We start from the raw sequence: 16665 nt of genomic DNA on the forward strand, positions 1-16665 counted from the left end.
GGTCAGGGAGGCGAAAACCTCGGTGATGAAGTCCGCGAGGTCATCATGAGTGGCGGTGGTATTGTTCCTGCTCATGATATGAATTTACGCCTCAGCTCACCTGCCCACAAGAGCTAACAAAGCACTATTAGGTTGTGTTACGAAAGTCGTTTCAGCCAGTACCGGATAGTTGCTAGCTGAACAGTCGCTGCGAAGTGCACCGCTAACTTGTCGAAGCGCGTGGCGCATCCGCGGTGCTGTTTGATCCGGTTGATGCCCCGCTCTACGGCATTACGACGCTGGTAGGCTGCGGTATCGAAGGCAGGGGGTCGGCCACCGGCTGATCCCCTGCGACGGCGGTGGGCGATCTGGTCCTTCGGCTGGGAGATCGTCGTGTGGATCCGCCTGGCCCGCAGCCAGGCCCGGTTGGCCCGCGATGAGTAGGCCTTGTCTGCCAGCACGCGGTCGGGTCGTCGCCGCGGGCGGCCACGGTTGCCGGTAGGGACCCAGATCTTGTCTAACACCGGCACCATCTGCGGGCCATCTCCTGCCTGACCTGGGGTGATCACAAACGACATCACCCCGCAGTCGGCGTTGATCGCCACATGAATCTTCGTTGACCACCCGCCCCGCGACCGGCCGAAACCGTGATCGGCAGGCTCCCCTGGATGCCGGGTGGGACTGTCTTTCCGGGCGCCGGCGGCGTGGACATGGCCGCGGCTGGTGGTGGAGTCGACGCTGACTTCCCAGGAGAGTTTTCCGACGTGGCTGGGCATGGGCGAGCAGCCGGGTGTGAATGGTCTCCCACACACCTGTCGCCTGGAGACGAACGAAGAGGTCATAGGCCCGCCACCAGGGGCCATAGTGCTCATGGACATCCCGCCACGGGCAACCGGTACAGATCCTAAAGAAGATGCCGTCGACCAGGGACCTTAAGTTCCAGGTGCGTGGTCGTCCCCTCCGTGATGGGGTGGGAAGCAATGGGGGGCGAGGAGATTCCATTCGGCGTCGGTGAGGTCCTGCCGTGCCGAGGGCGGTAGGGTTGGCAACGAGGGTTTCCTTGTGTGCGTTGATGATTAGACACCAACACCGTGCGCGGGGAAACCCTCGTTGCTGTTTATGCCACGCCGGTCTCACTCACCGGATTTTCGTAACACGGCCTAATCGAGAAGTCCCCGAAATCGCATGCTTCTCGCACAGTACTTTTCCCGGCCTTCCTCAGAGACGATCTTGAACACTCAATGAGGCACAAGGATCCTACCGACCTGGTGTTCACTACCGTTGAGGGGTATCCCATACGCAACGAGAACTTCCGAAGAAGAGTCTTCCTTGGTGCAGTAAAGGAAGCCGGCGAAATCCTCGGTACTCCGCTCCCGCCAGTCACCGTCCATGACCTGAGGCACACTGCGGCGTCCCTTGCCATCTCCTCTGGGGCAAATATCAAAGTGATCCAGAGGATGCTTGGTCATGCTTCCGCCGACATGACGCTGGATGTGTACGGCCATCTCTACGAGTCAGATCTTGATTCGGTAGCCCAGAGGATGAATCAGCGGTTTAAGAGCGCATAGTGTACCCAGAGTGTACTCACCAAAAAGTCAGCCCCACCTTCCGATAGCGGAATGTGGGGCTGACCTGCTTCTTCATTGGAGCCGCCTGCGAGAATCGAACTCGCGACCTTCTCATTACGAGAAAGACGAATGAGGGCTACGCCGGGGCGAGTAGGTCATCTGCCAGCGGTTTAACTGTTTTCGAGGTTGGCTGAATATCGGCGGATTAGCGCGGGTGGTAGTCAAAAAGTAGTCACCCCCACGCGGGCGCGGGCGCGAGAGATGTCCAGAAAGTAACGGCGTTACAAAATGGACATCTCCCCCCGCGTGCGCGGGCGCGAGAGCACCCCGAAACCCTGAGCACCCCCGCGAAAAAATCGAGGATGAGACTTCACCGCCCCACCCCTCGAGCGCGAAACTACGACGAATCATCGTCCTTGAACATGTTCACGTAATCCGCGACCATCGAATCCACCTCAGCCTGCTCCGGGTCCACCACCTGACCATCACGCTTCAGCTCCACCCGCGCCTTACGCCGAGCCGTCTCAGTCGTGAGCAGATCACCCATCGCATTCCACACCGTCTCAAAATGCGCCGCCCGAATCGGCTGACCAGACTCCTCAGCGTCCTTCAGTAGCCGGCTCATCTGTTCGGCCACCAACTGCGCAGCAGCCCAGTCACTCGGCTCATAAGCCCCCACCTGACCAGACTGATTCAGCGACTTGTACCAATCCTTCGCCACCCTGTGCCAGTGACGCCGGGCCGGTGGCACCTTCACCACCCCGCGAGTCGGCAGGTGAATGACCTCCCCGCCCTGGTCGAGCGGCCGATCACGCTCACGATGGTCCACCTTCTGATGAATCGGCTTCCTACGAGCAGGCATTTAGCCCTCCTAAAATGTGTGGAACTTCACTGAAAATATGGCGATAAACCCAGCCTATAGACGGTTTCACACTGCCACCCCGCGACATATTGATTTACCGACTTTCCGCCGCACATTGTTTGACGAGTTGGGCAAAAGGTAGATCGAGGGACATAGCCCACCCCTATTGCACTGTTTTGCACTTCATATCAGCCCCGGGTGCTTCTGTACGGGCAGTTTGCGGCGTGCTGCGCGGCGCTTGTTGCCCCTCAGCTTCTCTTGCTCTGACTTCTCCTCGTGGTGCGGCGGGCACAGCCATTGGACGTTGTGCAGGGTGTGTTCACCGCCCTCGGCGACGGGGATGATGTGGTCGAGCTCCAGGGCGCGGGGGTCGCCGCATACTGCGCAGTATTTCGGTAGGCGCTTCTCGGCCTGTGCTTTGGTCTTGAACCACTCCGGTGGGCGCTTGCGTGGGCCTTGGGAAGACCAGGGCTTACGGTCGCTCATGCTGCTCCTATCTATGCCGAGACCCTGCGAACACTCACGCATTCACAGGGTCTTCGGGTCATGTCATGTCCAGGTTGAGGAGGGAACCTAGGCTGCGGCGTCGATGGTGATCTTGGTGACGGCTGCGGGCTCGATGCAGCCCATGCCGACGCGGGTGCTGGCGAGCAGGCCGGCGGTCATGCGCTCGAAGCCGGCGGTTCGGTCCAGGGTGAGGGTGGCGTTCTGCCGCATGGACACGACCAGGCGGTCGGCCGGGAGAGCCCAGATGATGTTGTCGGGGACTCGGCGGGTGGACAGTAGCGGCACACCGGAGATGGTGTTGGAGCCCGGCGCGTCGTTGACGCCGAGGAGGTTCTCCTCACTGCCGGTTGCCTTCTTGAGCTTGGCGATGGCGGTCTTGGTGGCCGGCGACATGACGAAGCTGGTGACCTTGGTGTCGTGGTTCTCGGCGTGCTCGAGGGCGTCGAGGAAGGTGTCGGTGTTCGCCAGTCCGGTGGCGGTCATCTCATTGATTCCCTTGAGCTTGCCGACACCGTGGATGGGGTGCTTGCCGGCCGGGGAGAAGAATGCATCGTCAATGGTGCGGATGAGCTTGTTGACCAGTCCCTGACCGTAGATGTTGGTCACGTCGTGGGCCACGTCGTCCATGTGCTCCCACGGGACTTCACCGCGGGCTGCGAGCTTGTGGTGATCGAGGAGGAGGAAGCCGGCGTCCGGGGCGGCGTTGAGGGGGACTTCACCACCGGCGGGAACCCAGCCGGGTTCGCCGTCGCCGTCGTTGAGGATGAGTGGGATTTCCACTCGTGCGCCTGCGGTGGGGCGGAGGACGGTGCTGACCTGCATGGCGACGGACTGCTCGATGACGGGCTTGACGATCAGTTCGTTGACGGTGGTGGCGTCGAAGAACTTGGAGCCCTTCGGGGTGCCGTCGTCGCTGCCACCGCCGAGTAGCTGTGCCTGGAAAATTTCGGAACTCATATCTTTGCCTTTCTGCTAGTTGCTGTTGAGGAGGTCGCGGGACCAGCCGGTGGCGCCGCCGTTGTCGCGGGGCCGGCCGGTGCCGGGGGTCATGCTCTCCACCGGGCGTTGGGAAGCGACGGGGGCGGGCTGGGTTGCCTGCGCGAACTGTGCGAGCTTCTCGATGGTCGGGCCTACCTGCTCCGGAGTGGCACCGTCGAGGAGACCGCGGACAATCTCGTCGGCAGTGTCCGGTAGGCCGGACTGCTCGAACGCTTCCCGGTAGGCACCCTCCCAGGCGTGGACGGCGTTGAGGGCGCGGGACTCTGCGAGCTGTTGCTTAAGCTCGGCGACCTCCGGGGAGTCCTGCTCGTCGTCCTGGCCCTGTCCGGGTGTCTCATTAGGGTCCGGTGTCTCACCTGCCGACTGTTCCGGGGAGCCCGGCGCGGCCGGGGTGATGCCCTGGCCCTGCTCGGTGTCCTGGCCCTCGGCCTGCCACTCGGCGGCGTCGGTGTTCTGCTCGGCCACGGTTACTTCCCTCCCATGACGTTCGCCGGGTGGACGTGCTCAATGCCGGTGAAGCCGGGCAGGGAGCTGGCGGGAACGACTTCGCCCTGTTGGTCCATCACCGCGGCGACTGCCTTGATCCGGCCGCTGCCGATTGCGAGACCGTCTTCCGCGGCCCACTCGGCCGGGTAGTCGGTGGGGCGCTGGACGTGCTCGACCATGAGCAGTGCGGTGACCGGGATGGCGTCGCCGTTGCTGTAGTAGGCGACGCTGCCGGGGGTGGCTGCGGTCGCGCCGAGGACGGACCAGAAACCGTCGTGGTCTTCAAGATCGTGGGTCACGTTGTTGCCTTTCTGTCTCGGAGGTCGGCGGGGAATAGCCACCGGCCGTTGTGCTTCCATCCGCCGTAGTCTGCTGCGTGGCGCTGGATGGTGCGGACGCTGACCCCGCGCTGTTGTGCGAGCTCCTCGGCCGTCATGGGTGAGTCTGCCGGGGAGCCCGGCGCGGCCTGTCGTTGTTGTCGTTGTGCCAGGGCGCGGGTGTCGTTGCTGGCGGTGGTCAGTTCGGTCAGTAGTTCGCGCTCATGAGTCCGCAGGGGAATGCCGACGCTGTTGTGGCGGCGGGCGCCGGCGGCGGCCAGGCGGTGCGCGGCGATCAGCGTGGCGCCGTGGAGGACGACCACCGGGACGGTGTAGACGATCACGCGGCGTCCCCCTCAAGTTTGTCCGCGACCTGATTGATGAGCTCAATGGCGGCTGGTGTGCGGAGTTCAACGACGGTGCCGTTGCTGAGCGTGATCTTGATCTTGGGGCGGTTGCCGTCGCGGTAGCGGGAGACCTGGGCGGTGACGTCCTCCCACCGCTTCCGGTGCTTAACTGCTCTCGCTTTGATGATCATGCTGTTGCCTTTCGTGGTTAGCGGTTACCGGCCAGGTCGCCGAGGCGGACGTGGGTGAAGGGGTATCTCTTCGGGCTCATGCTGCGGTGTCCTTTACTGAGTTGAGTGTGTAGCGGCCTTTGTCGTCCCGGATGACGAGCCCGTCAGTGACGAGCTTGTCGAGGACGGCCGGCACCTGGTCTCGGTAGCGGGGAGTAACGGACTGTTCCACCGTCTTCATCCCCATGGGGTATTCGGCGTGGAGGGAACCGATGACCATGTCCTCGAGCTCGGTGTCACCGGAGAGCTTCGGCTGCCGGAAAGTAACTTCAGGAGGATATTTCGGGGAAGGTCCCGGCTCCTCCTTGTGTACGGGACCTTGGGACCTTGCCCCCTCGGGACCTTGATTTACGCCTGTGACCATTGAAGATCCCAAGATCCCGAGATCCCGCATGTGAGGACCTTTATTGTCTTCCGGGACCTTGGGTACCGGAGTGAACCCCAGATTCTTCGGTGTTGACTCCAGCTCCCACACCCATCCGGATTCAGCCTTGCGGGTAGCGATACCCCACTTGCCGCGATTGTTCTGAACCGTCTTCCATGAGTAGCCGGCTTCAGTAACTTCGCTCTTAATCTTCGCGGCCGGAGCCACCCCACCTTCGCCCTCGAGCAGGGCCAGGACGAAAGGCTTAACACCGCCGCCAGATTCACCGGCGAAACCCATTGAGGTATCGCGCAGAACCTCTCCCACCGTCCGGTCGGAATCTCCCACCATCACGAAAGTTCCGAAGTCTCCGGCCTTCCCCTCGGCGTTGGTGATCTGCCGACTTTCAATCCGGTAGACCCATGCTGCCCCCTCGGTACCGATGGAGTTTTTCTCCTGACTCATGATCCGGTCGCCCTCTTCACTCTCCGGGTCCTTTGCGAAACCGAAGACAGCACGGGCGACTTCGCCGAACGCGGATGATCCGTTGATACCGGCCACCACGTCACCATTGCCGGACTTGTTCAGGTGGGTAATGGCTATGACCACACCGTCAATGTCTTCAGCGAGTTGCGACCAGGGCTTGAGCTTGGCACGTACTTCATTGTTCTTGTACACGTCGGCATCAGTGCCCATGAACTCCATGAGCGGGTCAACGATGACCAGCTTCACGCCTTTAGATTTCAGGCTTGCCGTGAGGTCTCGCATGTCCTTCTCGGGGACCAGGGCGACAACTTCCGTTTCCCCGTCCGGGGCGGTGAAGTTCACCTGAGGGTGAAGGATCTTTCCCATGTCGGCCCCGGAAGCGACAAGGCTGGGGATGACGTTGTACTTCAGGGACTCTTCCCCGGCGATGTACGCGACAGAGTGCGGGGTGCCAGACCAGCAGCCGGGGAGAATGCCGCGGCTGATCATCGCGGCGAAGTGGCGGCCAGCGGAAGACTTACCAGCACCCGGACGGCCAGCGAACAGGGCTACGGAGCCTACGGGGATAGCACCGTGGGGATTACCGTTGACTTCCGGCTCCCAGGCCCAAGTAGGCACATCCCAGTCCATGCCGGCGAAGGACTCGAGGGTGATGAACCGGCCCGGGGTGACCGTGGGGGCGGGGATCATCTCATCGAGTCCTCGGCCGGCGGCCACGTGGTCTGACAGGTCTTTCCCTGCGGCGACGTCCACCACTTGAACCGACGCCGGGGACTCGGTAAGGGAGTCGAGGTAGGCCCGTACCTTCTCAGCCCGCTTATGGCCGGGCTGGTCGTTGTCCCGGACGATCACCACATCTCGGCCAGCAAGCACAGTCCAATCAGCCTTAGACGGACTGTTGTTGGATCCGCCGGACTGTGAGACCGCGGCAACCTCACACACGTTGATTGCGGTCAGAACATCGTTTTCCCCTTCGCAGATGTACACCGGCCCCGGCTGTGCGAGGGAGCCCACACCGAACAAGGACGTGCCCTGCTTGTTGCCGTCCTGGCGAAACTTCTTCGCGACGCTACGGAACACGATCCGGCCGTCCGGGTAGTTGTAGGTCGAGCCTTTAGGATCATCGAACAAATCGCGGTGGGTCATGCCCAGGTGATCGAGGACGTCTTCAACTTCCCCGTTGTGGCAGAACACCAAAACCCGGTCGCCGTTGTAGGTGACACTGGTGCCCTGGTCCCTCCCCGAATGTCCCGGTGTTTGGATGCTGGCTTGTTTGCCGGCGGTGGTTTCCCGGACGGTAAGGCCCTGGTCCTGCGCGGCTTGTATGAACCGCTCATAGGAGTTGGTCATTCACCTTCGCCCTTCAATCATGATGTTTGTCTACTCATGCCGATCTCTCGGCCACCTGGTGGGCTAGGATGAAATTTGGTCTTCATCTGCCCTTCCATATCCCCGGCCAGCTGCCCCGCTGGTCGGGGATTCTCCCTTTTTCAGGAGTCGCGCCCTACTCCGGTCGTGAGCCGGTGGAGTCTGTCTCAGTAGGGCTGTCTCGATTAGAAGATGAGACGGTCTAGTAGGTCTTCGGCATCATGGATGAGTACGGCGTCGGCCTGGTCGAGCAGGTCAGAAATGGTCACAGGTCCACCTCCGGGCGCTCGGCGTGAAACCGGGCTTCCGCCTGCGCGTCGATCTGCTTGTACAGCTCGGTGTACTGGTCATCGAGGTCGGCTAGCTGGTCCCGGAACTCCTCTTCGACTTCCGCAGTGATCTGACGTTTGACCGCTTCCCGCTGCTTCGCCCGCTTTTCCTCCCGAAGCTTCCGGGCTTCCTTGGACTGCGCGAGGACACACTCCTTATTGATTCGCACCAGCCGGCTACCGTCGGCGTAGATCAATTGGGCGTCCTCGATCGGGATGATGAGGGTGATGTGATCCTCGATCTTGAGGTCAGTATCAGACCAGGTGCCGTAGGTATGCCCGGTGTTGTCCTTGGGGTAGCTCAGGTACGCTGTGGTGACAGAGTTGGTCTGAGAAATCTGCTCGTTGCCCTCGTTGCCGGTGGCACCCGGCGCGGGGGTCTTTTCGTTGATGGTGGTCATGGTTATGCGGTCTCCTTGTAGTCACGGGAAATCGGGTGGAAGGCCACGCCGTCGGGGTACAGGTCGTAGTGAACATCGGTGAACACCATGCGGTGCGTGCCGTTGTCCTGCGGTTCCAGGTGCGGTTCCTTCCGCACACCACTGGTGGGAACACCGTTGTCGTAGGAGCGGCGACGGTACGCGCCGTGCAAGGTGGCCTCGTGCTGGATGATGCGGGCGGCGGTCTCGAGCGCGGAGACGGCGTCGGACAGGTGCTCGGGAAGATCCTCGGTGTCGGTGATGGTGTCGGCGTACACGCCGTGGATGTCATCGACGGCCAGGTCGATCAAGCCGTTGACCGCACGGACGAGGTAGATCAGGGAATCCGTGGGAGTGTGCCCGGCGCGCTCGTCGTCCTCGTCGTTGAGGGTGGACGCGGGGACCAGGCGGCCGGCGGCGTCGAGGGCGCCAGGCACCGGCACCCCGTCGACGTAGATGTTCGGGACGGGAACCTCGTCGTCCTCGACGGTCTCGCGCACGTCGTGCCCGCAGGAACACAGGTAGTCGTCATCCTCGTCGTCGGCATAACCGACGGCGACGGCACCGCAGTTCGGACACTCCCAGCCGAAGTTGCCGCCGCCATCGACGGCCATGTCCTCGAGGTCAACGTCCGAGGTCTCGTCTGCGAGGTCGGCACCGCAGTTATCGCAGTAGAAGTTGTGCGGGCCGGTCAGGTCGTTGATGGTGTTGCAGCGGGGGCAAGTGGCGAAATCTACGGGCATCATGCGGAGACCTCCTCGTCGGTGCGGGTGCGGACCTGCGAGTCTTCCCAGGCCTTCACGTCATCCGGCCGGTAGAAAACTTTGCGGCCGATCTTGAAGAAGGCCGGCCCCTTCCCCTCGTAGCGTGCCTGCGCCCAGGTCTGGCGGGAGGTGCCCGGATACCGGGCGATCATGTCCTCAATGGTGAGCGGTGCGCTCATAGTTACTCCTCTTGGTCCGATACTGATCTTCATAAAGATCATCTTGATCGCTTCCAAGATCAGTTATACACCCTGTTTCAATATTGAGCAATATGAGCGTGCAATCTTCATCTTTGATCGCGTACCGTGAATGCATGGCAGGAAAGAAAATGACCCTTGGCCCCACTGGTCAGGCCGTCCGAGACAACATTCAGCGGTTACGAGAAGCCCAACACCTGACTTTTGCGGAACTCTCACGGCGTCTTGAAGCTGTCGGAAACCCCATCCCACCCTTAGGGCTCCGACGAATTGAAGCCGGTGAACGCAAAGTTGACGTAGACGATCTAGCCGCCCTCGCCGTAGTCCTCGGAACCGTCCCGAACTACCTACTCATGCCCGCGACAAACACCGGCAACGAAGATGCAACGGTCACCGGCATGAAGACAGTGAGCGCTTTTGAGGTCTGGCAATGGCTGACTAAGGCAACAATTCCGGAGACCTATGCCGAGCCCTACGGATCAGATCAAGCGCTTGAAAAATTAACTCGCTCCCTGCCTGCATGGCACCTAGATGCCCTTCTCGATGACATAAAGAAGTATTCGGAAGAACTATCTCGTGGCGACCATTGAGCCGTACGAGACTAAGGCCGGCCGCCGGTACAAGGTCCAGTACCGCACCCCGGACCGCCGGCCGACGACTAAGCGGGGATTTAAGCGGAAGAAAGACGCCGAACTTTTTGCGGCCCAGGTCGAGACCTCGAAAGCGGACGGCACGTTCATCTCCCCCACCGCCGGGACGATCACCGTCTCCCAGCTGCATCCTGCGTGGGAGCACGGGCAGAAACAGTTAGCCCCACGCTCTCGGCGCAACAATGCATCATCATGGAAGGTGCACGTACAGCCGAAGTGGGGCAACTGGCCCGTGGGGAAGATCACCACACCTGAGATCCGTAAATGGGTGGTCGAACTCCAAGAGTCCAAGGGGCGTGACACCGTGCTCCGGGCCGTGCATGTCCTCCGGTCCATCCTCGAGGTGGCCGTCGAGGAACGGAAGATCAAGACGAATCCGGCGGTCAAGATTCAGGTCAAGCGTGAGACCAGGGCGCGGCGACCGTATCTCACCGTCGCTCAGGTCGACGCCCTGGCGGACGGCATGGACGGGGACCAGTACCGCACGTTGATCTACGTGCTGGCCTACTGCGGGCCGCGGATCAATGAGGCCACCGCGCTCCTTGTCGAGGACTATGACCGGACGGCCCGCCGGCTATCCATCACTAAGGCGGTGAAGGGGCCGGGCGAGATTGGGCCGACGAAAACGTATGAGCAACGGCGCGTGCCGGTGCCGAAGTTCGTGGCGTCGATGATCGACGGGCTGGCGGACGGGCGGCCGCATGATGCCCCGCTGTTCACGTCCCCAGACGGCCACAGGCTTGATGCTGACAACTATCGGGACCGGACCTTCAAGCCGGGGCTGAAAGACGCTCAGGCGGCATGGCAGGCAGCGAATGAGGACGGGCAGAGGTTACCGACGCTCACACCCCACGCCCTGCGGCACACGTGCGCCAGCCTGTCGATTAGCGCAGGGGCGAACGTCCTGGCGGTACAGAAACTGTTGGGCCATGAGTCAGCTGCGGTCACCCTGAACATCTACAGCGACTTGTTCCCGGACGATCTAGACGAGGTGGCCGACGCCCTGGACCAGCTTCACACACGCTCCCGATAGCCGCGGGTTGAAGTCAAAATGTAGTCAAAACCGTGCGCGGTGGCCGTCGAGCCGTTGAAACGGAAACACCCCCTCACCCGTTGTTGCAGGTAAGGGGGCATTTCTGTGCGGAGCCGCCTGCGAGAATCGAACTCGCGACCTTCTCATTACGAGTGAGACGCTCTACCGACTGAGCTAAGGCGGCGGGAATCGCCGCTGGAACCGCGGCATAATTACCAGATCTGGAGCTTACCTCAAGCCCTCATGCCGGAAAAAATCGCCCGCCCCCGAGCCCGCTGCTGAGCTGGTCGACGGCGCGATCACGAGGCCTTGGCGGCCTTGCGGATCCGGCCGACCATGCCGTCGAAAGCGACTTTCGGCGGAACGTTCTGCCCCAGCTGTTCCCGACAGTGGGCGATGGCGTCCAGGCACTGCACCAGACCCGCCTCCGGAATCTTCTCAGCCAGGTCGGCGGCCAGACCCCGGTAGTCCGGGTGGGTCAGTTCCACGTCCGCTCCTACCGAAAGCATGAGCGCATCCCGGTAGAGGCTGGAAAAGTCCAGAAGGGACAGGTCGAGGATATCCCGTACCTGCCGGGTCTCCCGGAGTTTCTGCTGCTTCTCCAGGTCCTTGACCTGACCCTTGAGGCCACGTGCCAGCTTCTGCGTGCCCTTTCCCTTGCCGCCGGCCCCGAGGGAGGCCTCCAGCTTCTTCAGTTCGGTGTCGTTGATCTCGGAGAGTGCTTCCTTGGCCTGTTTCTTCACCGGGTCGACGAACTTGCTGACCGCCTGGAAAGCCTGGTCGCCGTGAAAGACCAGCTCGGCGAGGTTGAGGATCTCGGTGCGCCGTTTCTGCGCCTCCCGCGAATTGACCAGCTTCCGTGCCCGCCCGATGTGCCGTAGGGAGGCCGAGGCCGCCAGTTGGGCATCGGTCTCGGAGGCGTTCTCCTCCTCCACGAGGATCCGGGTGATCTCATCACGCGAGGGGGTCTTGACGTAGACGTGGCGGCAGCGCGAGCGCAGCGTCACGGAGAAGTCCTCGGGATCAGTGGACGGCGCGCACAGCACGATGATGGTGTGGGGTGGCGGCTCCTCCACCGTCTTGAGCAGTGAGTTGGCCGCCCCGTCAGAGAGGCGGTCAGCATCCTCGAGCACCACCACGCGCCAGGGGGAGACGGTGGGCATGCTCGCGGCGTCACGGATCAGCTGCTCCATCGATTTCACGGAGATGGTCAGCTCCTGCGGCACGATGTGCACGACATCCGTGTGGGAATCGTTGAATACCGCGCGGCAGTCCTCGCAGCGCCCGCATCCGGGTTCCTCCGGGTCCGTGCACACCAGGGCAGCGGCCAGCGCGACGGCCGCGTTGGACCGTCCGGAGCCCGGCGGGCCCGTAAAAAGCCAGGAGTGGGTCATGGCACTGTCCTCGACCCCGTACTCCCGCGCCGGGACGCCGCGCACCCGGGCGCGGGCGGCGAACGCGGCGTCGATAAGCGATTTACGCACCGCGGGCAGGTCCGCGAGCCGTTCAGAGACACTTTCGGGACGGGATGGGGCACTCACGGCACTGAGTCTATCTGGGTATGGAGCCTGCACTGACAGAAGCCACTAAAGTGTTGGTCATGCGTCGACTGTGGAGAGCACTGAACTGGCTGTGGGGCACATCCTGGCCCCTGTACGCCGCTACCGTGCTCGGCTCCAATGTTCTCGGGGCGCTCGCGATCATGCTGTTCGTCCGCTGGTTCATCCCGATGCCGGAACTGGACAGCTTTGAGACGGACGTGCCGTACGTGACGGCGATCGGAATCGGCTATCTGATCTTCGCGGTGCTCGTCGGTGCCGCGGTGACGTTCCTGATGTTCCGGCCGGTGCTGGACTGGCAGCGCCATCCGGACGAGCATGACCCGAACATGGTCCGCAACCTGGTGATGCGGATCCCCATGTACCAGGCCGCCGTGGCCGGCGTGGTCTGGTTGATCGGGCTGGCGATCGCGGCGTTCATCGCCATGTCCTTCTCCGGTCGATTAGCCCTGGTACTGGGCGTCGGCATCCTGTTGGCGGGGGCGGTGATGATGCTCATCACCTACCTGGAGGCCGAACGACTGGTCCGTCCGGTGGCTGCGGCTGCGCTGGCCCGCAGGTTCGAGGATTCCACCCTGGAACCACCCATCAAGCAGCGGTTGCGGCTGATCTGGATCATGACTTCCGCCATGCCGATCATCGGCATTCTGCTGATGCTGCTGGGACAGCGTCTGGGATTCTTCAGTGATGACCCCTACGAGATCCTGCCCGGGATAACGGTGCTGGCCACCGCCGCCCTGCTCACCGGCTTCGTCGGCATCAGCTTCGCGATCATGAACGTGGTGGACCCGATCCACGAACTGCAGGACGCCATCAACCGGGTGCGCCGCGGGGACTCCAACGCCCAGGTGGACATCTACGACGGCTCCGAGATCGGCGTGCTCCAGGCCGGCTTCAACGAGATGATGCGGGGGCTGAAGGAGCGCCAGCGGGTCCGCGACATCTTCGGCCGCTACGTGGGCACTGAGGTTGCCCAGCGGGCCCTGGAGGAACGTCCGACGCTGGGCGGCGAGGACCGCAAGGTGGCGGTGCTGTTCATCGACGTGATCGGCTCGACCACCTTCGCCGTCAACCACACACCGGAGGAAGTCGTCGAGGAACTGAACAAGTTCTTCAATCGCGTGGTGGACGTCGTGCACCGCAACAAGGGCATCATCAACAAGTTCCAGGGCGATGCCGCGCTCGCCGTCTTCGGTGCCCCGATCACCCTGGCCGACTCCACCTCCCATGCCCTCCAGGCCGCCCGCGAAATGCGGCAGGAGCTCAAGGACCTGGAGTTGCAGGCCGGCATCGGCGTGGCGGCCGGTCACGTGGTCGCCGGACACATCGGTGGCCACGACCGGTTCGAGTACACCGTGATCGGCGACGCCGTGAACACCGCGGCCCGCCTGACCGACCTGTCCAAGGACACCCCGGGACGGGTGCTCACCAATGCCGCGACACTGCGCAGTGCCAATGAAGCTGAGCGCGCCCGCTGGACCGTGATGAAATCGGTCGAGCTCCGGGGCCGCGGCGAGATGACCCAGCTCGCCCGTCCGATCCGCCCCACTCTGGCGGACCGTTCCTGAGGTTCGCTCCCGGTGCTCCTGCCCCACGTTTTCCGGTGCGACCTGCTGGCCCCGCGCCCAGAACGGGGCATCTTCAGCGGCGCCTGGGCTGGACCCCCAACAGCCCTGCCCGCAGCGGCAGCAATACTGTCGGGAATTATAGAAGGTATTAATTTCCTTAGAACAGATGTGTCAGTGGGTGGCTGGTTTTTAATCTTTGATGTCCGGTGCTCTTTCTATTCTCAGGTTGTCTTTGATTCACCCAGCCCCGAGGAGCCGCACCCATGCCCGCACCCCAGCCCCACCAGCATCCGCTCGACCCGAACACCCCGACCTCCCAGTTCCCGCCGACCACCCCGGGCCTGCCCACCGATCCCCGAGCGGCCCGCCCGAAGAAGAAGCACCGGCTCCTGAAGTGGGGTGGCGGTGCCCTCGGGGCCGTGATCGTGCTCAGCGTGGTAGCCAACATGGGCGGCGGGCCCAAGGATGAGATCACCACCGCAGCCAGCACCAGCGCCACCACCACGCAGACTGCCGCGGACTCCCCCAGCACCGAGCCGGCTGCGCCCCCGAGCCCGACCGTGACCGAGGTTGTCGCGGACTCCTCCAGCACCGACAGCGATGCGATTGCAGGTGCCGAAGCCGACGTACCCACCGAATACCGCTCCGCGCTGCGGGAGGCGAAATCCTACGACGCGATCATGAACATGTCCAAGGCAGGGCTCCACGACCAACTCACCTCAGAATATGGCGGACAGTTCTCCGCAGCGGCCGCGCAGTACGCGATCGACAACGTCCAGGCCGACTGGAACGCCAACGCCCTGGCGTCGGCCCGCAGCTACCAGGACAACATGGACATGTCCCCCGCCGCGATCCACGACCAGCTGACCTCCGAATACGGCGAGCAGTTCACCGTCGCCGAAGCGGACTACGCGCTCGCCAACCTGTGATCACCCCATCGCGTGCAGGCTGAAGGCCGCCAGAAAGCCGAGGGTCGCGATCAATCCGGCATACAGGGACGCCTTCTCGAAGGCCTCCGGGATCATCGTGTCGCAGATCATGGCGAGGATCGCACCCGCAGCCAGGGCATTGACGAAGCCGAGTACGGCTGGCGACGCCCCGTCGAGAAGCAGGTAGCCGGCCAGGGCAGCAAGCCCGGAGACCACCGCCATCCCGCCCCAGATCCCCAAGACATATCCTGGCCCCCGGCCGGCGTTCTTCATTCCCGCCGTGCTGGACAGCCCCTCCGGAACGTTCGAGATGAACACTGCCGCCAGCATCGGGAGACTGAGACCGCCGCCGCCCACGAATCCCAGACCCAGGACCATGGACTCCGGAACGCCATCGATCAATGCCCCGATCGCGATCGCCACTCCGCCACCGGAATCCGAGGGCTGCTGCTTGCCGGAGCGTTTGCGGTGCCGGGCCCCGCGTCGCGCGAGAAGTAGGTTCAGCCCGACGTAGACGACGGCTCCCACCAAAAATCCCAGGGAGGTGGCGAGAAGACCACCCTGGCTGACAGCCTCCTCGACGAGTTCGAAGGACAGTGCGGAGATCAGCACCCCGGAGCCGAATGCCATCACCACCGCCACCACCCGCGACGGCACCCGGATGAACCAGGCGATGAGGGCGCCCAGCAGCAGGGCGGCACCACCGATCAGACCGGTGCCTCCAGCCAGCAGCCATTCCGGCATGTCATGCTCCCTTGACTATGGTGGACCCGATCATAGTACGCCCCCTGAGCTTCCATCGGCAGGCGGAAACTGCGGTTGACGGGAAGACGGTGCGAACCGGGAAACCCGGCGTCCAGGACAGTACAGACGGCCCTCCTGGACCGCGGGATCCAGGGTCGTGGCCGATGGGGCAACCTGGCGGTGACCGGGCCCCTGATACCGCTACCCTGACAACGGGGCGCCGGACAAACCGCCGTCCGGAAACCGGAAAGGGGCGGCGATGGAGAACACCAGGGGTCAGCCGCACCTGTTCCGTCGTTACCTGCTGCTCCTGGCGGGGCTGACGGTCATGGCCTTCGGGATCGCGTTCGCGGTGCGCAGTGATCTGGGGACCACCTCCATCTCAAGCCTGCCCTATGTGCTCAGCCTGACCACGCCCCTGACTCTGGGCACCCACACCATCCTCATGAACGCGGCGTTCCTTCTCGCACAGGTGCTGATCCTACGACGCCGCTTTCCCCCGCTGCAGGTGCTCCAGCTTCCGGTGGTGCTGCTCTTCGGACTGCTCAACGACGTCGCGGTGTGGTTGCTGCGTGACCTCAGTTACTCGGCCTACTGGCAGCAGTGGGTACTGGGCCTGATCGGTATCACCTGCGTGGGCATCGGCGTGGCCTGTTCGGTGACGTCGCAGACCGTCATGCTCTCCGGTGACGCCCTGGTCCTGACGATCACGAATGAGCTCACCCGGTGGCTCGGCGCCCGTCGGTATCTGGTCTTCGGTTACGCCAAGATGGTCTTTGACTCCCTGCTGGTGCTGAGCGCAGCTGTCCTATCGGCGATGGCCCTCCACGAACTCGTCGGCGTCCGGGAGGGGACCGTCGCCGCCGCCCTCCTGATCGGAATGGTGGCCAAGCAGGTGATTCCCCTGCTGAAACCACTCCAGCGACGGTGGCTCGACTGAACAACCATGTTTGCCGGAGC

General features: G+C 63.0%; 19 protein-coding genes, 1 tRNA gene and 1 pseudogene. 6 read left to right on the forward strand and 15 right to left on the reverse strand.

Features of this window, described 5'->3' with window-relative positions; all coding sequences use genetic code 11:
- Window positions 1-137: 137 nt before the first annotated feature.
- Window positions 138-1028 (reverse strand): annotated as a pseudogene (locus ACQCVD_RS06245) (IS5 family transposase).
- Window positions 1029-1142: 114 nt separating this feature from the next.
- Here ACQCVD_RS06245 and ACQCVD_RS06250 point away from each other — a divergent pair.
- Complete coding sequence (locus ACQCVD_RS06250) at window positions 1143-1547, forward strand: tyrosine-type recombinase/integrase (protein ID WP_426823061.1); 405 nt, start codon at window positions 1143-1145, stop codon at window positions 1545-1547.
- Window positions 1548-1944: 397 nt separating this feature from the next.
- Here the strand turns inward: ACQCVD_RS06250 and ACQCVD_RS06255 are convergent, their stop codons facing one another.
- The 11 genes from ACQCVD_RS06255 to ACQCVD_RS06305 all read right to left on the reverse strand — a co-directional run bounded on the left by ACQCVD_RS06255 (window position 1945) and on the right by ACQCVD_RS06305 (window position 9204).
- Entirely contained in the window at window positions 1945-2409 is a 465-nt protein-coding gene (locus ACQCVD_RS06255) for a hypothetical protein (protein ID WP_426822865.1), read from the reverse strand.
- A 183-nt stretch (window positions 2410-2592) separates the two neighbouring features.
- Complete coding sequence (locus ACQCVD_RS06260) at window positions 2593-2895, reverse strand: HNH endonuclease (protein ID WP_426822866.1); 303 nt, start codon at window positions 2893-2895, stop codon at window positions 2593-2595.
- An 87-nt stretch (window positions 2896-2982) separates the two neighbouring features.
- Window positions 2983-3873, reverse strand: coding sequence for a phage major capsid protein (locus ACQCVD_RS06265; RefSeq protein WP_426822867.1), 891 nt, complete (start codon window positions 3871-3873; stop codon window positions 2983-2985).
- Between the two features lie 15 nt (window positions 3874-3888).
- A complete protein-coding gene (locus ACQCVD_RS06270) occupies window positions 3889-4380 on the reverse strand; it encodes a hypothetical protein (RefSeq protein WP_426822868.1) in 492 nt (163 codons plus the stop codon).
- A gap of 2 nt (window positions 4381-4382) precedes the next feature.
- Window positions 4383-4700, reverse strand: a complete 318-nt coding sequence (locus ACQCVD_RS06275) for a hypothetical protein (protein ID WP_426822869.1) — start codon at window positions 4698-4700, stop codon at window positions 4383-4385.
- On the reverse strand, window positions 4697-5062 hold the full coding sequence (locus ACQCVD_RS06280) for a hypothetical protein (RefSeq protein WP_426822870.1): 366 nt from the start codon (window positions 5060-5062) through the stop codon (window positions 4697-4699). Before ACQCVD_RS06280 ends, ACQCVD_RS06275 begins: the two co-directional genes overlap by 4 nt.
- Complete coding sequence (locus ACQCVD_RS06285; protein ID WP_426822871.1) at window positions 5059-5256, reverse strand: hypothetical protein; 198 nt, start codon at window positions 5254-5256, stop codon at window positions 5059-5061. The genes ACQCVD_RS06280 and ACQCVD_RS06285 overlap by 4 nt, the downstream gene beginning before the upstream one ends.
- Before the next feature lie 76 nt (window positions 5257-5332).
- A complete protein-coding gene (locus ACQCVD_RS06290; RefSeq protein ID WP_426822872.1) occupies window positions 5333-7495 on the reverse strand; it encodes an AAA family ATPase in 2163 nt (720 codons plus the stop codon).
- Window positions 7496-7778: 283 nt separating this feature from the next.
- Window positions 7779-8243, reverse strand: coding sequence for a hypothetical protein (locus tag ACQCVD_RS06295; protein WP_426822873.1), 465 nt, complete (start codon window positions 8241-8243; stop codon window positions 7779-7781).
- Window positions 8244-8245: 2 nt separating this feature from the next.
- Window positions 8246-9007, reverse strand: coding sequence for a hypothetical protein (locus ACQCVD_RS06300; protein ID WP_426822874.1), 762 nt, complete (start codon window positions 9005-9007; stop codon window positions 8246-8248).
- A complete protein-coding gene (locus ACQCVD_RS06305) occupies window positions 9004-9204 on the reverse strand; it encodes a helix-turn-helix transcriptional regulator (protein WP_426822875.1) in 201 nt (66 codons plus the stop codon). The genes ACQCVD_RS06300 and ACQCVD_RS06305 overlap by 4 nt, the downstream gene beginning before the upstream one ends.
- Before the next feature lie 134 nt (window positions 9205-9338).
- Between ACQCVD_RS06305 and ACQCVD_RS06310 the strand changes: the two genes are divergently transcribed.
- Together ACQCVD_RS06310 and ACQCVD_RS06315 are read left to right on the forward strand one after the other, a co-directional pair.
- The gene (locus ACQCVD_RS06310; protein ID WP_426822876.1) at window positions 9339-9812 is read left to right on the forward strand and encodes a helix-turn-helix domain-containing protein; all 474 of its coding nucleotides are present in this window, start codon (window positions 9339-9341) and stop codon (window positions 9810-9812) included.
- Window positions 9799-10905 carry a tyrosine-type recombinase/integrase gene (locus tag ACQCVD_RS06315; protein ID WP_426822877.1) on the forward strand — a complete coding sequence of 369 codons (1107 nt, stop codon included), beginning with the start codon at window positions 9799-9801 and terminating at the stop codon, window positions 10903-10905. Before ACQCVD_RS06310 ends, ACQCVD_RS06315 begins: the two co-directional genes overlap by 14 nt.
- 111 nt (window positions 10906-11016) lie before the next feature.
- Here the strand turns inward: ACQCVD_RS06315 and ACQCVD_RS06320 are convergent.
- Window positions 11017-11089 (reverse strand) — tRNA-Thr (locus tag ACQCVD_RS06320).
- A gap of 115 nt (window positions 11090-11204) precedes the next feature.
- Window positions 11205-12446, reverse strand: a complete 1242-nt coding sequence (locus tag ACQCVD_RS06325) for a DNA polymerase III subunit delta' (RefSeq protein ID WP_426822878.1) — start codon at window positions 12444-12446, stop codon at window positions 11205-11207.
- A gap of 59 nt (window positions 12447-12505) precedes the next feature.
- Between ACQCVD_RS06325 and ACQCVD_RS06330 the strand changes: the two genes are divergently transcribed.
- A complete protein-coding gene (locus tag ACQCVD_RS06330; RefSeq protein ID WP_426822879.1) occupies window positions 12506-14032 on the forward strand; it encodes an adenylate/guanylate cyclase domain-containing protein in 1527 nt (508 codons plus the stop codon).
- 263 nt (window positions 14033-14295) lie between these two features.
- Window positions 14296-14961 (forward strand): Ltp family lipoprotein, encoded by a 666-nt coding sequence (locus ACQCVD_RS06335; RefSeq protein WP_426822880.1) that lies wholly within the window; start codon window positions 14296-14298, stop codon window positions 14959-14961.
- Here ACQCVD_RS06335 and ACQCVD_RS06340 read toward each other — a convergent pair whose 3' ends face one another.
- Window positions 14962-15705 carry a ZIP family metal transporter gene (locus ACQCVD_RS06340; protein WP_426822882.1) on the reverse strand — a complete coding sequence of 248 codons (744 nt, stop codon included), beginning with the start codon at window positions 15703-15705 and terminating at the stop codon, window positions 14962-14964.
- A 259-nt stretch (window positions 15706-15964) separates the two neighbouring features.
- Here ACQCVD_RS06340 and ACQCVD_RS06345 point away from each other — a divergent pair, with 259 nt between their 5' ends.
- Window positions 15965-16645 (forward strand): YczE/YyaS/YitT family protein, encoded by a 681-nt coding sequence (locus ACQCVD_RS06345; protein ID WP_426822883.1) that lies wholly within the window; start codon window positions 15965-15967, stop codon window positions 16643-16645.
- The last annotated feature ends 20 nt before the right edge of the window (window positions 16646-16665 follow it).

Origin of the sequence: Corynebacterium halotolerans, from assembly GCF_050107895.1 — a bacterium.
Classification (GTDB): Bacteria; Actinomycetota; Actinomycetes; order Mycobacteriales; family Mycobacteriaceae; genus Corynebacterium; species Corynebacterium halotolerans_B.